This is a genomic window from Pseudoalteromonas sp. SR44-5 (assembly GCF_014163675.1).
Lineage (GTDB): Bacteria > Pseudomonadota > Gammaproteobacteria > Enterobacterales > Alteromonadaceae > Pseudoalteromonas > Pseudoalteromonas rhizosphaerae.
The window spans coordinates 88,972-115,384 of sequence record NZ_JACJDT010000004.1 but is presented as its reverse complement, the minus strand read 5'-3'; the positions used below and the strand labels follow the sequence as shown (position 1 = coordinate 115,384).

Here is a 26,413-nt window from a genome sequence, read left to right as displayed (position 1 = left end):
AAAATCATAATCGGTTGGCATGAAATAAATATACCCACACTCTGTGGGTATATTTAAAAGTATTGATAAACCTACGCGGATTTATTTTATCGTGCGGTTAGTAGTTGTGATAAATAGTCAGGCTTACCTTCAATACGTTCAAGGTGAGGATATTTAAGGCCATCATGATAATCGATCTGAATTTCACTGTACTGATCAAAGTTTTTCACCAAGAGCTTAATTGGCGCTTTTGAGCCTTTAGCATCCGTCACTGCATCTTTGAGTGCATCAGCACTAAACTGAGTATTATTAACGGCAACAATTTGCATACTTGGCGCAAGACCCGCATTAAATGCAGGGCTATCCCATAATACGTCACGCATTTTGCCTTCTTTATTTACCGAGAAGCCCAGAGAATAAAGTAAATCAGTCGATTTATAGCGGCTTTCAATTGCTTTAATGCCATCAGAGGCTTTATCGTTATAGGTCAATTTCCAACCTTGGTCTTCCAGTGATTTAGATAAGTTAACATGGCCTTTTAAACGCGAATTAATAAAGTCATCCCATTGATACTTTTCAATACCATTAAGCGTGTTAATCACATCATCAAATTTATAGGTCAACACATTCCAATCACCCGGGTTTACGCCAAAAAAGTTCTGGGCAAAATCATCTAATGAATGACTGTTGTTACTCAATTCACGTAATTTTGCATCAACCGCAAACCAAATTAATTCTCCACCAGAGTAATAGTCTTCGCTCATTTGATAACTACGATAAGGCAAAGATGAACGCTGAGCGATAGTTGGATCGTTGGTTGTATCTAAAATATTACGCCATGCCATGCCAGGTCGGCCTTGGTCGTAGGTTGCACCTAAACGAGCTAGCATATCCATCGCATTTTCTTGGCTCCAAAGTCCTGAACGAGCCGCAATGACTTGCCCCCAAAACTGTGTTTGCCCTTCATATACCCATAAACCATTAGCTTCTTTAACTTGGTTATAGGTCGGTGTCCATAATGCGTCAGGGCGACGATATTTACCATTCCATGAATGATTAAATTCGTGTGCTAATAAATCGCGACCGACCCATGACTTATCCCAGTCAGTAAAATAATTTTCTTTCGCGCTATTTTCACTTGAGCGATGATGTTCCATGCCGATGCCGCCTAACTTATCTGTCAGGGCAAGTAAAAAGTCATAATGATCAAAGTGATGTGCACCATAAAGCGCATACATTTGTTGAATAAGCTCACGGTGTGCTGTTAACCCTTCAGCACTGATCTCAAGATCTTTTTCTTTATCGGCAAAGACATTTAAGAACACCGGAGTATCTGCATTTGGGTTTAAATCAACACGCTTATAGTGGCTACCGGCAAACATTGGCGAGTCTACAAGGTTTTCAAAATCAATTCCCTCAAAGGTAACTGTATTGCCTTTTTGCGAAGATTTTTCAAGTGCAGTAGCAAACTGCCACCCTTTTGGTAACGTTACACTCGGTTGAAATTTAATTTTACGGCTATAGTGCCCAGCAGGGTAAAGCGCTACTGTATCCCATTGTAAATTGAGCATTTCTGGCGTCATCATAACGCGCCCTTGCGCTGAACTTTGTGGTGACAAGAATTGATATTCAACATGCAACTCACGTACACCTTTAGGAACCTTAAGATTAAAAGCATATACATTGCCAGGATCTCGTTGCCATTCGATCACTTTACCTTTTGCTGACATTTTCAATCCAGCCAACTGACTTATTGGTCCAACTGGTGAGTGATGTCCAGGTATCCATTGTGGATAAAGCAAAGTCATTTCACCAGCACTAACAGGGATAGTTTCGTTTATTTTAAAAATACGATGAGCTAGATCTGTGGCATCAACCGCTATTTTTATAGTGCCGGAATATGGAGTATCAATCGGGTTTGGAACATCAGCAAACGCTGGAAGCGTAAAGCCCATAACAGAGCTGAGGGCGGCAGCAGCAAAAACATGTTTATTCACTTACTTCTCCAATTAGAGAGGCGCAAAACACGCGCATTAGATGGGTATTATCCTGGTAATTTGAGTGCAAAACACTCGGCAACCTCCTTTTTACTTTCAGAAACTTCTGAAACAACCAACATCAGTTATAACTATAACAACAGCTAATAGCAATGATTTATGGACGAACAACCATTTAATGCGTTCAATTTATTTGCGCTTTAAGTCAATTTATAGTGCCGAATTTAGCTGTATCAGCGCTTATTTGCATTCTTGTACTGAGAATATAAGAGCGCTGCAAGCACTGTTTTAAAACTTAATCATGCACAATACCTATGTTCAGGCTAAATAAATCATCAGTACGCTATCCTAATAGGCTACTTTTTTGGTAATGGTATGGAGACCACAATGGCATCTGACTATTTTCATTTGTTAAATTTGATCGGGGTAGCGTTTTTTGCCATCTCAGGTACTCTAATGGGCCATGAAAAAAACATAGGAGGTTTTGGTGTTGTGGTTGTCGCGTCAGTAACAGCGCTCGGCGGTGGCACACTGCGCGACGTATTGTTAAACCAGCCAGTATTTTGGATAGCCGAACCGGATTACTTATACGCAACATACAGCGCCATATTTATCGCCGTAATATTTATTCGTCATTTACCTCACGTATCAAACTATTACATGTTGCTGGTCGATGCTTTGGGCATGGCAATTTTTAATATTGTTGGCATTGAAAAATCCTTAATCGAAGGCACTACGATGATTGTGGCTATTACTATGGGCATGACCACGGGCATCTTTGGTGGTCTAATGCGCGATGTAATATGCCGTGAAGTCCCCCTTGTCATGCGCGAAGAGCTCTACTCCACCGCGTGTCTATCTGGTGGCTTAACTTATGCCACACTGTTTCTATTAGAAGTACCTTATGTTTGGTGTATTTTAGGCGCACTCTTTATTACCGTATTTTTACGGCTCGGTTCCCTACACTGGGGATGGCAACCAAATATATTTAGAAAAAGGTCGGTTAGAAAACAATAGTTTGCTTTGTGAAGTTCCGATTAAAACGCCGAAATTTTGTACGTACCTTTTTCATCGATGATGACGTATTAAACTGAATTTTACGTCCCAATGTCGATTTTTCGTACCACGATACAGCATACAATTCATAGTTATTTAAGCTGAAATAAGCAAGAGTATATCGTTTGCCTTAAATTCAAGCTCCATAAGTAGATCATCGTATTTCCAGTCTCGATACTCTTGTTATTGGGTCAGGATATGCTTTTTGAAATCAGGCCGTTATAGGTGGCAATATGATACTTTTAGGCACCTTGTCTTATTTTACCCCTATTTTTTCAACTGTGTTTGTCTCTATTTACTTATCCGTTGCTTTAGCTGACTCTTTTTAACAAGGTGTTGTGCTGGTGACGATTGGTTCGTTAATTTGCTTTTGGGTTTCTCGCACAAAAAAACCTGTAGTAGATAATTAAATTTAAAAACGAGAAGCAAATAATGCTTCTCGCTTTATCAGGTTTTATTAGCTGGCTAATCTTAGCCCTAGCATCACCAGCATAACTAGATTCGCAATTACGCCAATCAAAAAGAAGTAGCTACGCGGGCTGGGGTTTTTCTCGGTGGCAATTGCGTAATACAGTGCCATATGAATTAAACGTGCAATGACGTAAACCCAAATACAGATTGCAAAAACCGAACTGTGGTAATTCATCACAAAAGCAAATAAAACCGTTCCTATAAATAACGCGCTGTTTTCTAATGTGTTATGAAAGGTGCGATGCGCTCTAAATATAAAACTCTCATGAGATAGGTCTTTATCAATTTTTCCTGGCACAGCCCCAGGCTGTTTGGCTTTACTAAACGTCGCCACTGCCCACTGTACTAACATCATAATTAAATATAAATAAAATGCTATAAACGCTGAATGTGCTATATCGGTCATTGTTTAATCCTTTGTGTTGTTATTAGAGTAGTAGTTACAGCAACTATCAAGCCAAAGATAAGCCACTGATGTATATAGCAATTACTTTTTAGTAAAATAATTTTTTGTAATAGATTCATTCTTTATATAAAACTTACTCTATCACAGCGTCTTGGTATTTTTTTAGAGTCTGAGTGCAACTTAAAACCAGTACTAATTACGTATTTTATAATTTTTATTTGAATATTTATTCTAAGTGTTGTTTTATAGTGTTACTGATAACGGAACGGTAAAATGAATATGATGAATAAAATAACCAAATGCTTGGTAACCTTAGCGCTATTGAACTGTGTATCAGCGCCCGCTTTTTCAGCTCAATATGAAATCGAAAAAGGTGAAAACTTGGCTAAGTTGGCGCAATACAAAGACGTAGCCACCATTAAACGCAATTTCGCAAAACAAATAGCGCTTAATTACAGTGTATTAAACGCTGATCTTAAACAAACGCTAAGCCAATATAAACTGGTTTTGAATGCGGATCAGCTACCGTCTTTAGGTATGCACACACAACAAAATACTCGTTTAGCAAACAACGCGTTACAACAACTGAAAGGTTTACCACAAAACACCGGTAGTTTGTTACAAGTGCGTTTGGCAAGCGATAAAATGCTTAGCGCTTGGCAGCAAGGCGAACGCCCTTTATTTGCATTTGCACCCGCTGGTGACGATACGCAATGGAGCGAAATTGAAGCGTTCGATCAGTATGGTGACATTCATTATCTTAGTGTTGACCAAATGCCGACCCAACCTGTATTTATTGTCGAATTAGATCAACAAAAAGTACAAGATGCGGGTATTGCAGTAATGAGAGGAATTTTATCTGCTAACAAATTCAGTAAAACCACGGTTAGTCCACAAAACCAGTTAAGCAATGAACAACCCCTGCAAACCAGTGTATTGAAAAAAATACGCTTAGAAGATGACAAAGAACCTTGGATCTCAGGTGGTGCTGAAATTTATGCCATTGTAACGGGTATCGACCCGACACGAGATGAACCAATATTAGATATCGTTGATTTACCGTATTTAGATCATGATCAAACCGATTACAGCCCTAATCAGGTACTCATTCATTGGCAGCGTTATCGTTGGCAGGCGGTTGATTTACTCTTAATGGAACAAGATGACAACACCAACTATAAAACTTTAGCAATAAAATTATTAGAAATATCAGAGCAAGTGATGGCGAGCATTCCTGATTTACAAGCGCAGGGTTATGCCATTATCCCTAAGCTGACCAATGAACTGCTAAAAGCAATGCCGGATGAATGGTTTACTAATAATGACGATTATGTTGATGTTTTTTACACGCTGTTTGAAAACAAAGACTATCAAGAATATAAAGGAGCAAGCAGTAATGCGACCATTACGCTGTCTCCTTTAGAAATTAACCCAAGACTAAACTAAGTCATACCCATTCGCTTAATTATTATTGCGGATGGTATCACTCCCCCATACTTCAATAGCCACCCATTAGCGCTTTAACGTTAACGGGTGGCTTTATCACAGCCACTTTTTTGAAATTACACGTTATATTTTATTAACCTAACCTTGCGCCACTGATTTACGAAAGCGCATTAATGCAACAGTAAAAAACACACTGCCAATAACAAATAACGCTAAAAAGTAAGGCCAAACTACATCCCACCCTGCCCCTCGGTATAAAATTGCTTGAGCAAATTTTACAAAATGCGTTGTTGGCGCCAATAACATTATATTTTGCACCACCTCAGGCATACTTTCTCGCGGCGTAACACCGCCAGACAGCATTTGTAATGGTAATAAAATTAAGATCATCAATAACCCGAGTTGCGGCATAGTGCGCGCCTGCGTTCCCAACAATATACCCAGCGATGTGGTCGCAAATAAATGAATCGCAACGCCAAATAAAAATAAGCCCGCCGAGCCATGAATAGGCACTTGTAACAAACCTTCGATCACAATAAATAATGAAAACGTAGTCAGTAATAAAATCACTAACCCATTGGCCCAAATTTTCGCCATCACTATTTCAAAGGGGCTTAACGGCATCACTAATAAATGCTCTAATGTGCCGTGTTCGCGTTCACGGATCACCGCGGCGCCAGTTAAAATAATCGAAATCATTGTGATCACGTTCATCAATTCCATCACGCTACCAAACCATACACTTGTCATGTTTGGATTAAACATAATGTGCGCCGATTGCTTTATTGGCAGTGAATAAACGGTTCGATAACCTTGCACAAACTCATTTACTTCGCCGTTAATAATAGTTTGAATATAGTTATCACCAATAAATGCTTGCGACATACGCGTAGCATCTATATTTACTTGAATTGTAGGTTGCTTAGCTGCAAGTACATCACGCTCAAAATAAGGCGGGATATTAAGCACAAAAGTATAACGGCCATTATCCATAGCTGAGTCAACATCGCTTAATGAAATACTGTCTGGCGTTTTAAAGTAAGGCTCATAAAAGGCATCAATAATACGCTTAGATAATTGCGATTGGTCGTGATCAACAACTGCAATCGGCGCATTATTTAACTCTATCGACGTGGCTGAAGCCACCACATAAATCAACCCAGTAAAAGCAAAAAAAACGAATAGCAACAAGACCTTATCACGCCATAAACTACGCAACTCTTTAATACCTAAATTAATAATGTTTCCGCGACGTTGCATGGCTATTTGTCCTGCTTTGGAAGTAAAAATACACTGGCCAGAGTCAGCACGGGTATAAAAGCGAATAAAGGCAGTAGCTGGGCTGATAAATCAGAAAAATTAAGCGCTTTATTAAAGACCCCTCGACACGCTTCTAAAAAGTAGGTGGTCGGAAACAATTTGCCAATAATCGCACCAAACCCTTCCAAGGAAGAAACAGGGTCAATTAGCCCACAAAAGTTAACGGCAATCATCAACACCACCACCGTAGTGGCTGCCAGTGCTGAAATTTGTGTTTTTGTAAAAGCCGAAATTAACAGCCCCACCCCCGTAGTCGCTGTAACGTATAATAATGCAGCCAAACTAAGCGCCCAAAAGCTGCCTTTTAGCGCCACACCAAACACGGTAATAGCAAGTGCGACTAAGCCAAAAAAGCTGATCATACTCACTAAAATGTAAGGCAGCTGTTTGCCAATAATAAATTCCAGCCGATTAACCGGTGTTACATATAAGTTTATGATTGAACCCAACTCTTTTTCTCGTACTACGCCAAGCGCCATCAATATCGCAGGAATAAATACCAATAGTAGTGGAATAACTGCCGGCACCATAACCTCAATGCTTTTAAAATCTTGGTTATAACGATAGCGAGATTCAATATTAGCTGGCACTAAATTGGGTATCTGCGCATAAGTACGCAAAGATAAGTTGGTTAAATAGCTGTAATACACGCCGCTCATATAACCATTAATCGTTTCTGCCCTAAACGGCATAGAACCATCAATCCACACTACAATTTCAGGTTTACGGCCGCGTTTAAATTGCTGAGCAAAGTTAGGTGGAATTTCAACGGCCACGCTTAACTCGCCACTGCGCATTCGTTTATCAAGTTCTTGCGGGCTTTTAATATCTGCTTTTTGAATAAAGTAACGTGAACCTGCCATATTTTGAATGTAGTTGCGGCTCTCGGGCGATTGGTCTTGATCTAGTACCGCAAAGCTTAAATCTTCAACATCAAATGTAATGCCGTAACCTAAAATAAACAGCAAAATTATCGAGCCCAGCAAAGCAAACGTTAGGCGAATAGGATCGCGCCATAACTCTAGCGTTTCGCGATGCGCATAACCAAATAACCGCAACAAACTAAATGCGGGGTTAGTGTTATTTTTACGAGTAGCCGGCGCTTTAGCCAATGCTTTGGGTTTATCCGTTATCGATGCTTGTAACGCCGAGCTTGCTCCCGCTGCATTTACCGCCTCTTCTAAATATTCAATAAAGGCAGCTTCTAGTGTGTCGGTATTACGCGCTTGGCACAGTGCAGCTGGCGTATCGCTGGCAAGTATTTTACCTGCATGCATTAACGAAATTCTATCGCAACGTGCCGCTTCATCCATAAAGTGAGTCGAAATAAAAATAGTCACGCCTTGTTCGCGCGAAAGCTCTATGAGTAGCTGCCAAAAGTCATCCCTTGCAACGGGGTCTACCCCCGATGTGGGCTCATCAAGTATGAGCATTTCAGGGCTATGTACTACCGCAACAGCAAGCGATAAACGCTGGCGAATACCTAGGGGCAAATCGGTAGGAAAATCGTCACTGTATTTTTTAAGGTTAAACCGAGTAATTAAATCTTTAACGCGCGGCTCTATTTTCTCTGCAGGTAAGTGAAATAAACGCGCATGCAATACCAAGTTTTGCTTCACTGTAAGCTCGTTATAAAGCGAAAATGCTTGTGACATAAAACCAACGCGTTTGCGGCTTTCGATGTTATTGGCATCGACCTTTTCACCAAACAATTTTGCTTCGCCACTGGTTGCCGGTTGTAACCCGGTAAGCATTTTCATTGTGGTGGTTTTTCCACAGCCATTTGAGCCTAAAAAGCCAAAAATTTCACCTTGTTCAATACTTAAACTCACATTGTTAACAGCGGTAAAATCGCCAAATGTTTTACATAATCCATTTGCTTCTATAGCGAACTGGGTTGTGTTTATGTCTTGTTTACGAGGTGGCACAACTAACCGCTGATGATCATGGCGCTTTTCTTCAGGAAGTAATGCTATAAAGGCTTCATCAAGCGATTCTTTATTAGTTTGCGCTTTCAGGTTTTGTGGGCTGCCCGTACCGATTACTTTTCCATCGTCCATAGCAACTAGCCAATCAAAATCATCGGCTTCTTCCATGTAGGCGGTCGCAACCAGTACGCTCATCTGTGTATTTTCAGCGCGAATACTGTTTATTAATTGCCAAAATTGACGACGCGATAGCGGATCAACCCCGGTAGTTGGCTCATCTAAAATTAATAATTGAGGGTCATGGATCAGTGCGCAGCACAAACCGAGTTTTTGTTTCATCCCGCCAGAGAGCTTTTCTGCGGGGCGATCGGCAAATGCCTCTAAGCCTGTACTTTTTAAAAGGTTATTAATTCGTTGTATTCGCTCGGCTTTATTTTGAGAAAATAGACGACCAAAAAAATCTATATTTTCAAACACAGAAAGTGTTGGATACACATTTTTGCCAAGCCCTTGAGGCATGTAAGCAATGCGTGGCGACACCGTATTACGAAAACCACTGCTGCGCATATTGCCGTTTAATACCTCAACCTCCCCCTCTTGAATCGCCCTTGCCCCCGCTATAAGTGCCAGCAAGCTTGATTTTCCTACGCCATCAGGGCCTATAAACCCGACCATTTTCCCGGCAGGTAATGAAATACTAATGTTGTCCAGCACGCGATTATTAGCATAGCGATGGCTCACCTTAGTAAGCGTAACCACACTTTCACTTGGTGGCTGTTGAATGTTTTTATCGTCGTTATCCATTATTCAGGCACTCGTACCTGTAATGACGTAGGCCAATTTTTTTCAGGTGCTAACAACACATAAGCAAGCCCTGGCACCCCTGTTTTTACTTGTTTGATATGTTCTTTTAATAACTGCGAGTCGAGCTTTACCTTAACCCTAAACATCAGTTTATCGCGCTCGTTTCGGGTTTCTACCGATTTAGGGGTAAATTGCGCCTGTGCAGATACAAACGTCACTTTAGCCGGCAATGTATACTCGGCAACAGCATCAATAACAATGCGCGCTTGTGAGCCTACTGTTACCTTGCCCGCTTGCGCTGTTGGTAAATATATACTCATATAAACATCGGTTAAATCCAATAACGATAAAACCTTACCACCACTACCAAGCACTTCGCCAGGCTCAGCTAATCGATACAATATGCGACCATTGATTGGTGCTGTGAGCGTGCTGTCGGCTATGTTGCTTTGTAATCGCTCAATACGTGCCTGCGCTGCTTCTATTTCAGCATCCGACTGCACAACTTTTACGTTTGCCGCGGTTAAAGCAGCTTGCGCAATAGCAGAGGTGGTTCGTTGTTGATCAACCACTTCTTTTGAAATATGGCCTTTTTCCAATAATTTTGCAGAGCGGCGCAATTCAGTTTGTGCAAAATTAAGCTCACTTTTATGCTGCTCTACAATCGCTAATGCGTATTTACGAGACTCATTAGCAACACGAAGCCCCGCCTGAGCTTCACGTAACTGTGCATTTAAATCATCAGTATCAATAACCGCTAACGTTTGACCCGCTTTGACCATATCGCCTTCTTGCACCATAACGTCAACTAAGCGGCCCGGTAATTTTGTAGCAATATCGTACTCGGTTGCTTCAATTCGGCCATTTCCATAGGCAACACTGTCAGGGAGTTGTTCAGCAAATGATGTAGGTTGCAAGGTTTGCCAAGCATACCAGCCAGCCCCGCCCACAATGACCAAAACAGCGAGTTTACTCAAAGATTTGAACGTTGATTTAATTGTCATGTGCTAAAACTCCATGTATGTAAAAAGTAATGTAAGTGAGGGTAGTCAAGGTAAAAATTTTTAGGATACAGCACGCTAATTGTTATATGAAAGCAACCCTGCTTTGTAAGTACAACAAGGGTAGTTGTACTAAGCGATTTAAACGAACTTAAAAATCCATTGTCACTAATCTACCACTATCACCGTTAATAAAGATGATGTGGATCAATATAAATTAGAGTTAATGCACTAATTATTAGTGATTTTTTAAAACAGCAGGATAAAAGAAAGGGAAAACATCAAGGCACCTACTGAGCGCCTTAATACTAATTATGTCAGCGGCAGATTAGCTTACAATTTATAGTAACAAAACCCGCTACGACCTTAATGCTAAGCTAATCAATACCACGCCATGATCTGTGCTTAAATCATCACGCTCAAATTCAGGGTTAATTAAATGACGATCGTAAGTATGGTACTGGCTCACCTCAAAAAAGCTGTCGTCGTAACTTGAGTCAAACTCGCAAGACAACAAAATGTAGTCAAGCACTGAGCTGCTCGCGCCAAAATAATGGGTAGGCTTTCGCTTTAAATCCACTGTATTTTCATTATTTTGATTAGCCAAATTTAATTGCGACCTTGCAAATAACTGCCATGCGTCGTTAAGGCAATATTTTGCAAGGTAAGTGTTACTGTCAAACGTGGGGGCAAAGCGCAGTGTATTTGTTAGTAAATGGCTTAAAACGCCATCAGCTAAGTCGTTGTTAAAATCGCCCATTAAAACCATTGGATTTTGTGTAGATTCGCGGCGCGCAATGATGTCCATCATCAGTAATGTGGCTTCACTGCCGCGCTGAATAGTTGAGCCCCAACTCCCTGCTATATCGGCTTTTAATAGCTCGATAATATTTTTTTCGGGTGTGAGGTCTTTGTTTTGCTCATCAAGCTCTATCATTGAGCGCTTAGACTTAAAATGCACCACATAACAATCCGTGTTGCCGATATGCGGTAAGGTTATTGTAGCTCTAAGCACCTTTCGGCTAAATGTAAAATCCTCAGTTAAACCAAGGGTTTTAGCAAGCTCATGGTCATGCTCAACAGTTGCCACTTCAGCAATTGGGTATTTAGCAGCAAGCGCTACTACAGGGCGTTTGTAAATAAAGTCGTCGATTACCTGGGGCTCATCTACCACGCCAAAGTACGTATAACCTTGCTCTTTAACTAATTCTTTAAGCGACTCAATACTAAATACTTCTTGAAAACCAATCACATCAGGCTGATGCTCGGTTAAGTAATTAATAAGCCAACGCTGCTTTTTAGCCCACTGCTCTGCGGTGTATATGCGTTCAAATTCATAATAGGCATTAGGCGGCTCAAGGTAATTAAACAAGTTAAAAGTGGCAATTTTAAGAATCGTATCAGTAATAACCGAATCGTCTGCTGTGGTGTTTAAAGGTGTTTTAGTGTGTGATTCAAGGTTGCTGATAAGGCTGCCCTACTTAAAATATGAAAAACGATTATAGCGGGTTATCGCTATAGTAATCTAATCGGTGAAAATTTTTCAATATCAAATTCATAGTGTTAATTTACACTAACTTATCATTTTTTAAGGCACACGGTCATTATGGATTACTCAAACTTCGGCACTAAATTTACTCAACCTAATGGTATTACACAGTTAATGGAAGATTTAGGCGATGCTAAAAACAGTAACAATCCAAATATTGTTATGCTCGGTGGTGGTAATCCGGCCCTAGTGCCTGAGGTTAATGATATTTTTATCAATGAGTTACAAAAGCTTGTTGCTAATAATACACTTTCCAACGTATTTTTACTTTACGATGGCCCTACGGGTAATGATGCATTTCGTGCAGCTCTGGCCAAGCAACTAAAAAGTGAATACTCATGGGATTTAACCCAAAATAATATAGCGCTTGGTAATGGCAGCCAAGCCAATTTTTTTGTGTTATTTAATCTGTTAGCTGGCAGTATGCCTGATGGAAGCCATAAAAAGGTTTTATTTCCGCTGGCACCTGAATATGTAGGCTATGCAGATCAAGGCTTAACTGACGATATGTTTGTAGCAATAAAGCCCGATATCGAAATTTTAAATACTGAAAGTGGCTCAAACCAATTTAAATATATCATTAATTTTAAAGCTGTTGAGCAAGTATTAGCAAGCGACAGCAGCATTAGCGCACTGTGTGTGTCTCGCCCGACTAACCCAACAGGCAATGTCATTACTGATGAAGAAGTACAGCATCTCGATTTATTGGCTAAGCAATATAATATCCCACTGATCATTGATAACGCCTACGGCGACCCATTCCCTGGGTGTATTTATACCGACGCAAACTTAACCTGGAACTCAAACATTATTTTATGCATGTCACTTTCAAAGCTTGGCCTACCGGGTTTGCGAACCGGTATTGTAGTGGCTAACAATGACATAATTAAAGCCATTGGCCGTGTAAATGGCAGTATGGTTTTGTCGCCGAACAGTTTTGGCCCAAGTTTAGTAACGCGCCTAATTAATGAGGATGAACTCCTCCCGCTGTGTAAAAATTCAGTGCTGCCTTTTTATCGAGAAAAAGCACAAACAGCAATGAACTTATTTGATGAAATATTTGCCCACCTCCCCGTTTACTTACACAAAGTAGAAGGCGCATTTTTTATGTGGCTGTGGTTTAAAGAGGCAAAAATAACCAGCGAACAACTTTACCAAAAGCTCAAAGAGCAGGATGTTTATATTATTCCCGGGCATAATTTTTTTATTGGTATTGATGATGCTTGGGCACACAAACACCAGTGTATTCGCATTAATTATGCAACCGATGCCAGCACTTTGCGAAAAGGCTTAGAGGCCATTAAAGCAGTGATGGCATGAATGGAGTGATATTGTGTGGGGCATTCAAACCCTCTGTTTGAATACAATGCGTGCAAAGCGTTTATAGTGCCTATAGTTATTGGCATAAACCTGTGAACAATTTAAGGTTATTCAGTCATCCTCTAAGCCGTTAAATAAGCCCTAAACTGAGGTAAGCGGTTATTACTGTTATTTATTGATTGTATTAATTTTGTGCAAACGCGCCACACCCCCTTTAAATTTATATATAAGTTGGTATGCTACGCGACCTTTTTTAACATATGATTATCATCAAAAAAGGGTTTGCCAAGGGGCGGCTATCGCTGCAAGGCACTTAATATAAGTGGCAGCAATAATACAGGCATCGCGTTATAAAACGTTAGATGTAACTTTAAATAGCAATATACAAAAGTACTATTAAGGTCAATTATGCGATTAGGACCAGGACTACTCGTCACCGCTGCCTTCATTGGACCAGGGACTATTACGACTGCCAGCGTGGCAGGTGCAAACTTTGGTTTTGCACTAATATGGACATTACTGTTTTCAGTTATTGCCACCATATTATTACAATCTATGGCGGCGCGCCTTGGCGTAGCCACCGGGCAAGATTTAGCGCAAGCGCTAAGAGCTCACATTGAAACGCCCCTATTTAAATCTCTCGCTATATTTTTAGTGATCAGCGCCATTGGTGTTGGCAGTGCCGCCTACGAGGCTGGTAATTTAAGCGGTGCCAGCATGGGGTTAATTGAAATATTTCCTCAGGTAAATGCCCAACTTTGGACGCCACTCATTGCATTTTTAAGTGCGGTTTTACTTTACAGCGGTAAACACAAAGTTGTTGAAAACGCGCTTATATTATTAGTAATTTTAATGAGCCTAGTGTTTATCTCTACGCTTGTTATGGCAGCTCCCTCGCTTAGTGATGTGTTAGCAGGCTTTATTCCTAGCATTCCAGAGGGCTCAGTCACCACAGTCTTAGCATTGGTAGGCACTACCATAGTGCCATACAACTTATTTTTGCATTCGGGTGTACTGGCTGCTCGCCACGACAGCGAAAGTGACAAACAAAAAGTAATTAAAGAAACCAACATCGATACCGGTGTGTCTATCACCTTAGGTGGCGTGATCACCCTGGCTATTTTATCAACCGCGTCAGTGGCATTTTATGGCACAGATGCAGGGCAAATTAGCGCTGCTAATATGGCGGTGCAGCTTGAGCCATTACTTGGCGATGCTGCCCATTACTTTTTTGCTATTGGCTTATTTGCAGCAGGTTTAACCAGCGCAATAACAGCTCCCCTTGCCGGTGCATATGCAGTATGTGGCATGTTAGGTTGGTCAAATAAAATGGATAACACCCGCTTTAAAAGTGTCGCCATTGTTATTTTATTATTTGGTGCAGCGGTTGCGTCTCTGGGTTTAGACCCTGTTGCCGTGATAATTTTTGCTCAAGCCGCAAATGGCTTATTACTGCCTATTGTCACCACTTACCTAGTGTGGCTGGTTAACCAAAAAACAGTAATGGGCAAATACACCAACTCAATGTTGGTAAACTTGCTTACTTTACCGGTGTTAGTGCTTATTTTTGGCTTAAGTGGTTACAAGCTGTTTAGTTTGATTTTTTGATACGTTTGCGAGTCTTTCCACCTTGTTAACTGCTCATTTTTTCAATGCTATACATCACCCACATTGCGAGTACTGCGATGAAGTTAATTGTAAAAACACTTCCTCGCAGCCTGATGTTTGAAGTGAATATTTGAACACCACTGTGCAACACTCGCCCAGCGATAAAGACCCAAGCTAGCAAATAATAAGCTGAACTAATTGTTGAATCAGTAGAAATTAAAAGCACACAAACCAGATGAAAAAATACCGGCCACTCGAATTGGTTGCTCAAATTAGCGCTGAGTTTTGGCTGTATAGATTGAAATGGATTAGAGCCATCCGCTCTTTTACCAAGCCCCCATACACTTGGGGCTCTGGCAATAGTGAGCAAACCATATAGCACAACACACAAAATCACGTGCGCGAACATGGGCAAAAATATAGTATTCATTTCACACTGAGTCCTTTAAAGTAATCTAACCTTCGCTAAAACAAGCTTCTTCAACATAGAATAAAAACAGTCAATTGTACGCTATTGTCAATTACTAGGCTTAAGAGAGTAGCTGTTATACGGCGACTATTACTGAGCCTATACTATTGGCAAAACCACCCACCTTTACGCTGTTTATTATTGAATTGTTAGACTCAACAGATGCTGTAATTATTGAATGGCAATTCATAGCCCTACCTTGTTCAAAAACATATTCACTCCCTAACTCAGCAAGATGCTCGGTAAGGTAACATGCTAAAGCCCCACAAGAGCTTCCTGTTGCTGACTCTTCAGAAATACCAAACAAAGGAGCAAAATTACGGCAGCTGGCTGTATGTTTACTTTGCACTTCACAAAGCTCAAAAACATGAAAGCCAACAAGGTTATGCTGTTTGCAAAAATCAGCGATACGTTCATCGTTTGGCTCTATTGCATCTAAATAGCCATGAGGAACAGCAATAATGACATCGGCTAGTCCTGTTGAGATAGCTTCAATAGGTAAGTTTGTGCTTTCAAGTATATTACTTTCAATACCTATCACATGGGCAATTTCTTGATATGAAAAACCAGCTATTTTTTCAGGTAATTGCTGCTCCATGACAACCTTACCATTTGGTTCAATACTCACAGATAACATGCCAGCCTTGGTGCGCTGAACATAAGTGCCCGCAGTAAGCATACCTTCTTGGAACATAGTAGAAAAAGTAGCTAGCGTAGCATGACCACAAAAATCAACTTCTGCTGTTGTAGTAAAAAAAGACACCTCAAAATCAGCTTCATTATCACTAGCAACAAAAGCCGTTTCTGAATACCCGACAACTTGAGCAATTTTTAATTTTTGAGCATCTGTGAGCCTGTCAGCATTAAAAACAACGCCTGCAGGGTTGCCACCTTTGCCATTTACTGTAAACGCGTTTACCAAAGCAACTTCAATATCCACCTGTACCAACTCCCTCTATAACGAGCCTTAAGAGTGACTCGTTTTATTTATCTTTTAATCCATCAACCATAGCCGAGTTGCTATTTTGATTCAATGGTTTAGCTGTTCTGGCAGGATCATCAGACTTAACTCTTTATCCATGAAAGACCTCAACGTTAGCTTTATCAACGAGACTGCGATGTATAAACTTTAAAAATGGAGTTCCCTAGTTTAGCGATCACCTCATTGCGTTCTTTCATTGAGACCTCAGTTTGCGCTATGTAGATGCTAATTATGATCGGTGATTGATGTTCACTCCATACTACAGCTGTAATGCTTCGAGCACCAAAGCCACCAGCCCCGGAACGATCGGCTATGTTCCAACCTTCAGGCAACACTGAGCGCAACAAGTTACCAGTTACTTGGTTATTGACCATCCATGTTTTTAACTTTTCTTGGCTCATTGGAGAAAGTGTTGAGCCGAATAATAGCTCATTTAAAGTGTTTGCTATTGATTTAGGAGTCGTTGTATCCCTTAAGTCTCCTGGTATTCCTTCATTTAAATCGGGCTCAAAACGGTCTAAGCGAGTTTTTTCATCCCCTGTGTGCCTTACAAAATCAGTTATGCTTTCTGTGCCCCCTACTGCATTTATGATGATGTTTGCCGCGGTATTATCACTTGTTTTCATGGTTGCAGAGCACACATCATCAAGGGTTATTGCTTGTCCTACATACTTTTCTATAACCGGAGAATACGTCACAAGATCTGTCTTTTTAATTTTGACTGTACTATTAAGATTAATATCCCCTTGCTCAGAGTCATACAATAACTTTGCACAAGCAATTGTTTTAAAAGTACTTGTCAAAGGGAAGCGTTCATCACCTTTGTAATCCCAGTATTCTCCATTTTTAGTATCAAGAACCGTTACCCCTATCCGGCCCGAAAGCGTCACTTCGATTAACCTAGCTTCTTGCTCCACTTGTTGAAATTTTGGGCTATGTGAAAATGCCACAAATGGTATTAAAAGCAAAATAACCAATAAAGAATTCATCTATTTAATCCCATGATTCTGATTAACCAGCATTTTATATCAAAGCATCTGTGACAACAAAAAAGCTAAAGCTTGACCTACATGATAAATTTAACGGGGTCAGAGCAAGCAGCTTAAAACTTAAAGCTTTCCCTTTCAAAACTCCACCAACCTCTCATACAATCCTGATGCCCTGCTGACTGATTTATTCATTGCCATTAACAACACTTTTTTATCAGCCACCAGCTCGAAAGTGTTTTTAGCACGGGTAATGCCGGTGTAGACTAACTGGCGGTTGATGCCGGCAGTTGCTTGGTTTTGTGGTGGCAGTACCATAGCCGTATAGGCAAACTCGGAGCCTTGTGATTTATGAATAGTCATTACATAAACTGTGTCATGGGCTGGTAGTCTGGCTGGTGAAAATGCCCGTTGATTGCCCTGCTCGTCAATAAATATGGCTTTGAGCTGGGCACTGTCGTCGTGCATTAAAATCCCAATATCTCCATTAAATAGTTTTAGCTGATAATCGTTTTGCGCAATCATAATCGGCATGCCCAAATAATGCCGCTGATTTGAGTTTACATTAATCAATCCTTGCTGGCTTAATTGCGTTTCAATGCGTTTATTTAAACTATGAACGCCATAATCGCCTTCGCGTACTGCGGCTAACAACTGGTAACTGGCAAAAGCTTTATGTATGTCTTGTACGCTCGCGTGTTGTTTAATTAAATTAAGATACTGAGCGTATTTACTGGCGGCGCTTTGTACTAGTTTATCAATCGGTTTACTTACAATGTCATAGTCTAAAATAACGTCTTTAAATTGGCCGCTGCTCAGCTCTTGCTCTACATAATTGAGCTTGCCGCTGTTATTGGTATTAACCGCTAATGCTAATTGACCTATGCCGCTGTCGGCTGTGAAACGGTAACTGTGCTGTAAAAACGCGATACAGTCGGCCAGTTTGAATTGACTATTACCTGCGACTAATTTGCGCTGGTTATTAAAGCATAAGCTGTTTAGTTCAGCGCAACGCGCCTCTGAATAACTTGGTGTTTGGCCAAGCACTAAACCTTGGCATAAATCGCTCATTACACTGCCGGTATCAACCGAGGCAAGCTGGTCTTTGTCACCGAGTAATATAAGTCGCGCATGCTCTGGTAAGGCCTCAATTAGTTTAGCCATCAGCGATAAATCAACCATCGACGCTTCATCAATGATCAATACATCTAAATGCAATGGATTACTGCGGTTATGCCTAAACTTATTAGTAAACGGTTTTACCCCCAGTAACCGGTGAATCGTTTGCGCGCTTTCTGGGATCAGCGGCGTAATAGCAGCGCTTATTTTATCTTTTAACTGTTGTTTTGCCCCAAGGATTGATTCACTTAATCGCGCAGCGGCTTTGCCTGTCGGTGCCACCAACTTAATACTCAGTGGGGCATTTTGATAAAGCGATTGTAAAATTGCTAGTAGCTTAGTCACGGTCGTGGTTTTACCTGTTCCTGGGCCACCGGTAATAACGCTAAAGCCTTTGGTTGCTGCCATCGCACAGGCAACCTTTTGCCAATCGAGCCCTTGCTCTGGTGCATCTTGTTCGGGGAAATAGTCACAAAGTAACTGAGTTAACTTATCGCTATCAATATCGAGCTTACGCTCACTCATTAACAACAATCTTGATGCCAGTGTTTGCTCATAACCGCTTAGACGTGCAAAATAGAGTCGTTGTTCAAGTAACTGTAACGGTTTAGTCTCCCCGACACTAGGATGGTTTTGCAAGCAATTAATTGCCTCTGCGGTGGTAAATGTGTCGTTAAACGGGCTGAGTGTGTCAGGAATTATGCCCGCTAGTTTGGTAAAATCACTTTGGCGTAAATTAAACGGATTACGCCAATCTACCTGCGCTAAATCTAAACAGCTGTGCTGACTTTGCTGCGATAAACAGAGTAATAAAAGCAGTGAATAAACGTCGTTTGGTTGTTGAGTTTGCTCACTGCTACACAGTAATTCTGCCAGTTTTATATCAACCATTCGTAGCCGGTTTTCGCTAAGTAGGTAATCAAATAATGGCACTATTTGTACGTCGTTCGTCGCTGCTGTTGCAATGGCTGTATTGGTATCTAACACGCTCATAGCATTGCTCCTTGGCTATTTTCGGTTGCCTCATCTATGCTTTGGGCAACACTGCCTTGACTAAAAAGCCCATCTAAAATAATAACTTGCTCGGCGGTCAACTTTTTAAAGTACACACCTTTTCCATCTGCCATACCACGTAAAAAGGTGTAATATACGCCACCTAAATGCTGCTCAATGCTGTAATTGTTGATCCGTTGTTTTAATAACCGATGCAATGCCACGGTGTAAATTAGATACTGTAAATGGTACTGGTGGCTACTCATAGCTTGCTCTAAATGCTCTTGCTCATAATCAGTTGGCTGGTTGCCTAAAAAGTTAGACTTATAATCCAAAATAAAATACTGCTCGTTATGACAAAATATTAAATCGACAAACCCTTTTAATAAGCCTTTTACATCATAAAAATCGAGCCTACTTTGATTAAAACCAAAGTGCTTAATCAATGTTTCATTCAAGCCTTTTGCCGTTAAACTGGTAATTGGCAGATTAAACTCCATTTCAACCAAACAATCCCGTGGCGTTAATTTACTTAAGCTTAAACCGTTTTCATTCAATGGGCAGTTTAACGCGGCAAGCACCCATTGCTCAGTTGTCTCTTGCCATTGCTCACTAATATGGTATTTGTTTAAGCTGCGCTCAACTACCACGCTTAGGTTTTGCTCATGGTTTGTGGGGTGCTGCTCTGGGCTGGTGAAATCCAATTGCTCAAAAATCTCGTGTAAACAACTACCCGGTTTTGCCCCCTTGGGAAAGCTATAAGGTGAGCGAATATCGTCCTGTTGCGTGGCAAACTCATCTTTTTGATGATCTTCGTCGCTGCGCCCAGGTTCTAAATGCTCGCTATGACTTTTAAAACTCAGCGCACTAAAACTGGTGGTGCGCCAATCACGTTCAATTTTAACTTTAACCTTATTAACACTCACACTGTGACTTTGTGTTTGGCTTGATTGCAGTGATAATGCACCCTGCTGAGATAACTCTTCGCTAGTAAACTGTTGATAGCTCATGGCTGGTTTGTCAGCACAAAACTCTTGTAAATGCGTGCGCCACACTAAACTACTGGTGATATCAAGTCCTGCAAATAATACATGCCCTAAGGAGCTACTTTGAATTGCCAACCGACTACTTTGTCCTTGGCCTAGGTTATACATACCAATTGCGCAGTAATGAACGGCGCGAGTGAGTGCAACATACAATAACCGTAGATCTTCAGCTAGGCGTTCTTGCTCCGCTTTTTGTAACGCATCATCGTTTTTACTGAGATCGTAAATCAGCTGGCCATCCTGATGATACAACGCATCTTTCGTTTCACGATAACCGCTGGCAAATGGCATAAATACCAGCGGGTATTCAAGCCCTTTTGAAGCATGCATAGTGACTATTTTTACCAAATTGGCATCACTCTCAAGGCGTACTTGCACGGTTTCACCATCTTGTTGACTTACTTGCTGCGCAAACCAACGTAATAACCGTAAAGTACCCTCTAGCTCGATTTGTTTTTGCTGTAGGATCTCGCCTAAATGACGAAAATCGGTCAGCCAACGTTCAACGTTGTAACCCAACCCTTGCCATTTCGCGCTTAATTGATTGTGACTGAGTAAGTGCTCAAGCATTGCCATTGCACCTTGTTTGTACCAAATAGAGCTCAGGTAAGCAAAAAAGTTAAGATGCTCTTGCCACTGTGCTTCATCATCAGCCAAGGCATAAATGTCATTATAACTTAAGCAAAATAGTGGCCCAGCTAACACGCCTCGCAACAATGATTCGTTGTATTGGCCATGTAAAGCCGATAAAAAATTAAGTAAATGATGGCTCAGCTCTTGGCTAAATACACTCTCACGGGATAAGTACACGCTCGCAATTTTGGCATCACTGAGGGCTTTTTTCATAATTTGCGCTTCAACCCGATCACGCACCAAAATACAAATATCTGCCGCCGTGACTGGCTTATTCGCAATACACGCACGCCCTTGCTGTGCTTGCTCAAGTAAGATCACTATTTTATTGGCAAAATAGCTAGCTAAATGTTGCTGGCCAATGCCTTTATTAGTTGGTTTATTTTTTTCATCTGCGGCGCTATCTGCAAACACACAAAACTCAAAGGCGGTGGCAGGTTGGCCATCTATTAAAAACGATTTATCGGCTTTTTTACCTTGTGCCGCCACGCGATTAAACGGGATCGCATCGTTATAAATAAAGCTGTTATCGTGTTTACTAAACAGTGCATTGACGCTTGCAACCACATCGCTACTGGAACGAAAGTTAGTACCAAGGGTAAATTGCTGCTCCTTTGCCACTTCGTGTTTAGCACCAATGTACGTAAAAATATCCGCGCCCCTAAAACCGTAAATAGCTTGTTTAGGGTCGCCTATCATGGCAAGCGTGGTGTTTTCTTGGCTATAAATTTTACTAAAAATACCGTACTGAATGGGATCAGTATCTTGAAACTCATCAATCATCGCTACCGGGAACAACTGCGCTATTTTTTCTGCCAGTGCTGCGCCTTGCTCTGTATTGAGTGCACTGTGCAAATTAGTTAATAAATCATCAGGAGTTATAACGCTTTGCTCTTGCTTGCGTTTTACAATGGCTTGTTTAACCCAACTTGCCGCATGTTGCACAATAGCGATTGCCAAGCCTTGATTAACAGTGTTAACAAGCTTAGCCATTTCATCAAACTGGCTAAGCATTACATGACTAAACAAAGGCTGATTTTTTTTATAATTAGCTTCGTCACTGAGGTTTTCAGTACTCCATATTTCATAAGAGTACTTGTTTGTACCAAACTCAAAAAATAGCTCATCACCTTTACAAAATGCCTCAAGCGCTGCAAGGCTACCTTTACGTGCAGGTGTTTTGGCACCACTTAAGCCAGAGCTTTTTACAGCTGCAATAAATTCGCTATCAAGGCAGGCTTTTTTAAAGCTCGCGACTTTACCAAGATATAGCTCGCGTGCTTGCCACACATCATCTAGTTTTATTTGCGGAGTAACCAGCGCATTGCCTTTATTAAGTATGTTGGCCACTTTACTAAATAACGCTTCAGGGGCAGCAAATACCTCTAAAATTGCATCGGTTTTTTCTTTATTGAGTGGATATACAAACACTCGCCAAAAATCTTTAATGGTTTCAAGCAAGATCTCCCGTTGATCTAAAATAAACTCCAAATTAAACGCCACACCAGACTCAAACGCATGCTGTTTTAACATTCGTTGGCAAAAACCATGAATGGTGAATATTGCTGCTTCATCCATCGATTTAGCGGCGGCATCGAGCAAATCAAATGCACGGTGTTTATCATCGATTGTGGCGATCACAGCATTGATCAGCTCATCCTCTGTTGCTTGGCCAAGCAGTGCATCACGTGCTGCTATAATACGAGTGCGCACACGGTCTTTAATTTCTTGGGTGGCGGCATCGGTAAACGTAACGACCAATATTTGTTCAACACTCAACGGAGTATTTACGGGCGATGAGTGTTGTTGCGCGATTTGCATGCCGAGTAAATAACGTAAATATAAACCTGTAATAGTATAAGTTTTACCGGTGCCTGCACTGGCTTCAATGAGACTTTGCCCAATAAGCGGCATCGTAAGTGGATTAAGCGCTTGCATGGTCACTCTCCTTTGCATGTGCAAATAACGGCGCAAGTAGCATATCGCTCCAGCGTATAAATTCCTCTTGGCACTCATTCAACGATTGCGTTGTTAAGCGAATATAGGGGTTCTCGCCCTCGCCTCGGCCAATATATTGTGGGCTAAATTTGCTCATTGCTTTGCCAATATCGCCACCACTTTTTACGTATTCATAGCCACTCACAGGAAAAAACGCTACGGGTTCTTTAAGTAGCGCGTTATATAAAGTAAACCAATCTTGCAACAGTGCTTGGGCATCTGCTTTATCCAAAGCTGCAAAAGTGATTTGTTTATCAAGCCCAAGTAATACAGTTTCTACATGTTGATCCACGCACTGCGCAACAAGGTGATATATAAAGCCCTTGATGAGATCTTTTGCCTTGATACTGGCACTACGATAAAACACTTGTTTGTGCTGATAAAGATGATTTAACCAGCCTTCAAGCTCAGTACTGTTGTTATCACTGTGAAGTGTTAGCGCAACTTCAATCGGTTCATTTTTGCCGCCCTTGATGTGCTCTTTAACTTGCCCTGCCAGTGCATCAACCCGGTGCTGCATTTTCTCAAAGATCAAATCTCCAACATGCGCCTGCGGTAACTCGCCTCGTTGCAGTATTTGCTCACGACTAAGGGGCTGCTCAAAAATAGCCGCTTCGAGTATTTCGTCGAGATAAAAATAACGCTGCAGTGCGTCTAAACTAAATGGCTCTTCATCTTTAGCTACTTCGTTAAATTGTGCTAAACGCAACCCTAAACTTTGCTGATAAAAACTCTCTTGTGCATTGCATACGCTGCGGATAAACATATCCAGCTCAAGATGTTCAGGTGCGCTGACCTCAAGCGCCGTCAGTGGCTCTGGGATTATCGCCTGAGCGGGTAACCAAATTGGATTATAACTGTGATTGGATTGCAGCGTATTAGTGGTATCTGCCTGATAATTTAGGCTATTAAAAGGCTGTAAATGCTGTTTATTGATCAAACACTCAGGCAAGGTTTGCTCACTTGGCTCAGCAAATTTGAAACTGCGGCCAATGTATTCTAGTAATTCACTCACTAAGGTTGATGGCATACGCGGTTGATTATCAAAACATGAACGGCCAATATAGCTCATGTATAAGTTATCACGGGCACTGAGCAGCGCTTCTAAAAATAAGTAACGGTCATCTAATTTGCGCGATCGGTCACCTTTTTGCTTTTTCGAATAAGGCACTAAATCAAAACCAATCGGCTGCACAGTTCGTGGGTAATCGGCATCGTTAAGCCCTAACATACACACCACTTTAAATGGCACAGCACGCATTGGCATTAGCGTACAAAAGTTCACTTGGCCGACTAAAAAGCGTTGCCCTACACCTTTTTCTTGAATGCCTTGTTTAATTAAATAACTCACAATACGCTGTGACACTACTTGCGTGTAATCGCCATTATCATGGTGCTTTTGCAGCTCTTCGAGCACCTTTTGCAGTACCAGTAAATCCCAGCTATCGTCGCTTTCGCTCTCGTAAATAGCCGTTAATAGTTCACTCAGGATAAGGGTTTTATTAGTTAGCGTGTCGTCTGGGGTGAGCCTGTGTTTAAAGTGTTGCAATACATCAATAAAATGCACTAATTTATTGAGTGTATCAAGTGCCATCCCTTCCACTTCATCAGCGCTATATATGCCATTAAACGGGCATTGTTCATCACGTTGGGCAATACCTAACAATAAGCGGTTTAAGCCATGTTGCCAGGTATTTAATTCTATCGCGGGTAAATCAAAGCTATGCTTATGCTCGGCGTTTATTCCCCACTTGACGCCAACACGCTCAAGCCAATATTGAATTTGCTCATATTCGTGCGCTTCAACACTAAACTTTTCAGCTATTTGCGTCACTTGCAGTAAATCAAGGATATCTGACACACCAAAGCGCGAAAACGGCAGATCAGCTAAGCTTGCAAACGAACTCAGTACCGGTTTTTCTTGCTCAATGGCTAGATCGGCTAACGCATAGGGAATAAAACGGTTACCCTGCGCACCACCAAATACCGCTTCGATGTAAGGGCTATAAGTGCCAACATCCGGCATCATTACTATAATATCTTTTGGGGTGAGTGCGGGGTTTTGATTAAATAAATTAAGTAAGTAATCGTGCAAACGCTCAACTTCTCTAAGTGGAGTATGGCAATCACTTAGAGCAATGCTGGTATCGGTAGCGCTTATTGCAAGCTTACCTTCATCGTTTATAAACCATTCTTTATTGTCAGTAAGGGATTCACCTTTAAACGCTAACTGGTAAATTTCGCTTTGAATTTGACCAAGTAAACTGTCGTCAAACACATCAATAAAGCCATCAATCCAGCTTGCGTCACGCTGTACCAGTTGTTCAAAGTAATCACGGCCTAATTTACCCCACGATGATAACAACGGATTACCAATAAAATAGTAGTCTTGCTCTGGCTCACTTTGCTTTTTTTGCTGCGCTTCCAGCAATGGCATTTTGGCGTATTTAGCCGTTATTTTAGCTGCAGTTTTTTCATCAATTAAATCCCCCCAATAATGTTCGCTGGGATTAAAAAAGAATAAAAACACCTCAGTTTTTTTACTTAATGCATCAAACACATCAAGTTGCGAACTGGCAATGGCTGAAATACCAAATAAACTGATCCGCTTTGGTAATAAGCTACTGTCCATTTTATCAAGCGCGGCTAATAACTGCCCTTGCATATTGGCGCGATGAAACTGACTTTGCCCAAGCACTTGACTATGCGCTACTATTTTTCGCCACAGATCAGGCTGCCACGGCGCGATACTAATATCTACATCATCTAATTTATCAGTGCCGCTGTCCCATGTGGCTATCCAGTGCGGACGGTACATTAAATATTGGTCATATACATCGGCTATTTTTTCACATAAAGCAAAGGTTTTTTGACCGTCAGTATCACCTGCTAGGTAGGTTTTAAGGGGTAAATATAACGGTTCATCAATGCAGTTTGGTAAAATAGCAAATAACTTCCAAGCAAGATTAGGTTTATTAAACGCCGACTCTTTGGGTACATTCGGTAATAGCTGCTGGTATAACTGCCAAATGAAACTCGACGGCAGTGGAAAATCTACCTGTGCTGCCACCCCCAAACTTTCACTTAAACCAATTTTCAGCCACTGCGACATACCCGGAGATTGCACCAACACCACTTCTTTATCAAACGGGCTGCTTAATGGGTTTACTTTTAAAAGCTGATGAAACTGCGCTTGCAGGGCTTCCATACGGTTAGATTGAATAATATTGAGCATAGCGACACTGTTCTTGCTTGAGATAAAAACAGTGTAAGATATTTTCAATTATAGGGGTAGCCATTGT

16 protein-coding genes and 2 pseudogenes are annotated in these 26,413 nt (G+C 41.1%); 5 read left to right on the top strand and 13 right to left on the bottom strand.

What is annotated here, in order from left to right; genetic code table 11:
* Nucleotides 1-86: 86 nt before the first annotated feature.
* Entirely contained in the window at nucleotides 87-1,976 is a 1,890-nt protein-coding gene (locus H5154_RS03480; protein WP_310736230.1) for a peptidase M61, read from the bottom strand.
* 387 nt (nucleotides 1,977-2,363) lie between these two features.
* Here H5154_RS03480 and H5154_RS03475 point away from each other — a divergent pair, with 387 nt between their 5' ends.
* Nucleotides 2,364-2,993: a trimeric intracellular cation channel family protein gene (locus H5154_RS03475; RefSeq protein ID WP_182717403.1), complete on the top strand. Its 630-nt coding sequence runs from the start codon at nucleotides 2,364-2,366 to the stop codon at nucleotides 2,991-2,993.
* Here H5154_RS03475 and H5154_RS24030 read toward each other — a convergent pair.
* Nucleotides 2,980-3,215: pseudogene (locus tag H5154_RS24030) on the bottom strand (ClbS/DfsB family four-helix bundle protein); the annotation flags it as partial. The gene H5154_RS03475 and the pseudogene H5154_RS24030 sit on opposite strands and share 14 nt — an antisense overlap.
* On the opposite strand from H5154_RS24030, the pseudogene H5154_RS23590 reads away from it, so the two are divergent.
* A pseudogene (locus H5154_RS23590) lies at nucleotides 3,212-3,442 on the top strand (EamA family transporter); the annotation flags it as partial. The pseudogenes H5154_RS24030 and H5154_RS23590 overlap by 4 nt on opposite strands.
* A 47-nt stretch (nucleotides 3,443-3,489) precedes the next feature.
* On the opposite strand, the gene H5154_RS03465 reads toward H5154_RS23590, so the two are convergent.
* Complete coding sequence (locus H5154_RS03465; RefSeq protein ID WP_182717402.1) at nucleotides 3,490-3,909, bottom strand: MAPEG family protein; 420 nt, start codon at nucleotides 3,907-3,909, stop codon at nucleotides 3,490-3,492.
* Between the two features lie 279 nt (nucleotides 3,910-4,188).
* Here H5154_RS03465 and H5154_RS03460 point away from each other — a divergent pair, with 279 nt between their 5' ends.
* Entirely contained in the window at nucleotides 4,189-5,355 is a 1,167-nt protein-coding gene (locus tag H5154_RS03460; RefSeq protein WP_182717401.1) for a DUF3103 family protein, read from the top strand.
* Nucleotides 5,356-5,493: 138 nt separating this feature from the next.
* Here H5154_RS03460 and H5154_RS03455 read toward each other — a convergent pair whose 3' ends face one another.
* From H5154_RS03455 to H5154_RS03440, 4 genes are all read right to left on the bottom strand, one after another.
* Entirely contained in the window at nucleotides 5,494-6,615 is a 1,122-nt protein-coding gene (locus tag H5154_RS03455) for an ABC transporter permease (protein ID WP_182717400.1), read from the bottom strand.
* Between the two features lie 2 nt (nucleotides 6,616-6,617).
* Nucleotides 6,618-9,407, bottom strand: coding sequence for a ribosome-associated ATPase/putative transporter RbbA (rbbA, locus tag H5154_RS03450; RefSeq protein ID WP_182717399.1), 2,790 nt, complete (start codon nucleotides 9,405-9,407; stop codon nucleotides 6,618-6,620).
* Nucleotides 9,407-10,411, bottom strand: coding sequence for an HlyD family secretion protein (locus tag H5154_RS03445; RefSeq protein WP_182717398.1), 1,005 nt, complete (start codon nucleotides 10,409-10,411; stop codon nucleotides 9,407-9,409). Before H5154_RS03445 ends, rbbA begins: the two co-directional genes overlap by 1 nt.
* A 355-nt stretch (nucleotides 10,412-10,766) precedes the next feature.
* A complete protein-coding gene (locus H5154_RS03440; protein ID WP_182717397.1) occupies nucleotides 10,767-11,780 on the bottom strand; it encodes an endonuclease/exonuclease/phosphatase family protein in 1,014 nt (337 codons plus the stop codon).
* Nucleotides 11,781-12,014: 234 nt separating this feature from the next.
* Here H5154_RS03440 and H5154_RS03435 point away from each other — a divergent pair, with 234 nt between their 5' ends.
* The gene (locus H5154_RS03435; RefSeq protein ID WP_182717396.1) at nucleotides 12,015-13,277 is read left to right on the top strand and encodes a valine--pyruvate transaminase; all 1,263 of its coding nucleotides are present in this window, start codon (nucleotides 12,015-12,017) and stop codon (nucleotides 13,275-13,277) included.
* Nucleotides 13,278-13,685: 408 nt separating this feature from the next.
* Complete coding sequence (locus H5154_RS03430) at nucleotides 13,686-14,885, top strand: Nramp family divalent metal transporter (RefSeq protein ID WP_182717395.1); 1,200 nt, start codon at nucleotides 13,686-13,688, stop codon at nucleotides 14,883-14,885.
* A gap of 25 nt (nucleotides 14,886-14,910) precedes the next feature.
* Here H5154_RS03430 and H5154_RS03425 read toward each other — a convergent pair whose 3' ends face one another.
* The 6 genes from H5154_RS03425 to recC all read right to left on the bottom strand — a co-directional run bounded on the left by H5154_RS03425 (nucleotide 14,911) and on the right by recC (nucleotide 26,346).
* A complete protein-coding gene (locus tag H5154_RS03425) occupies nucleotides 14,911-15,315 on the bottom strand; it encodes an MAPEG family protein (RefSeq protein WP_145233112.1) in 405 nt (134 codons plus the stop codon).
* A gap of 115 nt (nucleotides 15,316-15,430) precedes the next feature.
* The gene (locus tag H5154_RS03420; RefSeq protein WP_145233111.1) at nucleotides 15,431-16,294 is read right to left on the bottom strand and encodes a PhzF family phenazine biosynthesis protein; all 864 of its coding nucleotides are present in this window, start codon (nucleotides 16,292-16,294) and stop codon (nucleotides 15,431-15,433) included.
* Nucleotides 16,295-16,458: 164 nt separating this feature from the next.
* Complete coding sequence (blaCARB, locus tag H5154_RS03415; protein WP_145233110.1) at nucleotides 16,459-17,325, bottom strand: CARB/PSE/RTG family carbenicillin-hydrolyzing class A beta-lactamase; 867 nt, start codon at nucleotides 17,323-17,325, stop codon at nucleotides 16,459-16,461.
* A gap of 135 nt (nucleotides 17,326-17,460) precedes the next feature.
* Entirely contained in the window at nucleotides 17,461-19,434 is a 1,974-nt protein-coding gene (gene recD, locus H5154_RS03410; protein WP_182717394.1) for an exodeoxyribonuclease V subunit alpha, read from the bottom strand.
* Nucleotides 19,431-23,051: an exodeoxyribonuclease V subunit beta gene (gene recB, locus H5154_RS03405; protein ID WP_182717393.1), complete on the bottom strand. Its 3,621-nt coding sequence runs from the start codon at nucleotides 23,049-23,051 to the stop codon at nucleotides 19,431-19,433. The genes recD and recB overlap by 4 nt, the downstream gene beginning before the upstream one ends.
* On the bottom strand, nucleotides 23,038-26,346 hold the full coding sequence (gene recC, locus H5154_RS03400; protein WP_182717392.1) for an exodeoxyribonuclease V subunit gamma: 3,309 nt from the start codon (nucleotides 26,344-26,346) through the stop codon (nucleotides 23,038-23,040). Before recC ends, recB begins: the two co-directional genes overlap by 14 nt.
* Nucleotides 26,347-26,413 lie beyond the last annotated feature (67 nt).

Bases quoted from the DNA above. Each gene is read 5' to 3' on its own strand.
- H5154_RS03475 (WP_182717403.1), top strand. From the start codon at position 2,364: ATGGCATCTGACTATTTTCATTTGTTAAATTTGATCGGGGTAGCGTTT.
- H5154_RS03465 (WP_182717402.1), bottom strand. From the start codon at position 3,909: ATGACCGATATAGCACATTCAGCGTTTATAGCATTTTATTTATATTTA.
- H5154_RS03460 (WP_182717401.1), top strand. From the start codon at position 4,189: ATGATGAATAAAATAACCAAATGCTTGGTAACCTTAGCGCTATTGAAC.
- H5154_RS03455 (WP_182717400.1), bottom strand. From the start codon at position 6,615: ATGCAACGTCGCGGAAACATTATTAATTTAGGTATTAAAGAGTTGCGT.
- rbbA (WP_182717399.1), bottom strand. From the start codon at position 9,407: ATGGATAACGACGATAAAAACATTCAACAGCCACCAAGTGAAAGTGTG.
- H5154_RS03445 (WP_182717398.1), bottom strand. From the start codon at position 10,411: ATGACAATTAAATCAACGTTCAAATCTTTGAGTAAACTCGCTGTTTTG.
- H5154_RS03435 (WP_182717396.1), top strand. From the start codon at position 12,015: ATGGATTACTCAAACTTCGGCACTAAATTTACTCAACCTAATGGTATT.
- H5154_RS03430 (WP_182717395.1), top strand. From the start codon at position 13,686: ATGCGATTAGGACCAGGACTACTCGTCACCGCTGCCTTCATTGGACCA.
- H5154_RS03425 (WP_145233112.1), bottom strand. From the start codon at position 15,315: ATGAATACTATATTTTTGCCCATGTTCGCGCACGTGATTTTGTGTGTT.
- blaCARB (WP_145233110.1), bottom strand. From the start codon at position 17,325: ATGAATTCTTTATTGGTTATTTTGCTTTTAATACCATTTGTGGCATTT.
- recD (WP_182717394.1), bottom strand. From the start codon at position 19,434: ATGAGCGTGTTAGATACCAATACAGCCATTGCAACAGCAGCGACGAAC.
- recB (WP_182717393.1), bottom strand. From the start codon at position 23,051: ATGCAAGCGCTTAATCCACTTACGATGCCGCTTATTGGGCAAAGTCTC.
- recC (WP_182717392.1), bottom strand. From the start codon at position 26,346: ATGCTCAATATTATTCAATCTAACCGTATGGAAGCCCTGCAAGCGCAG.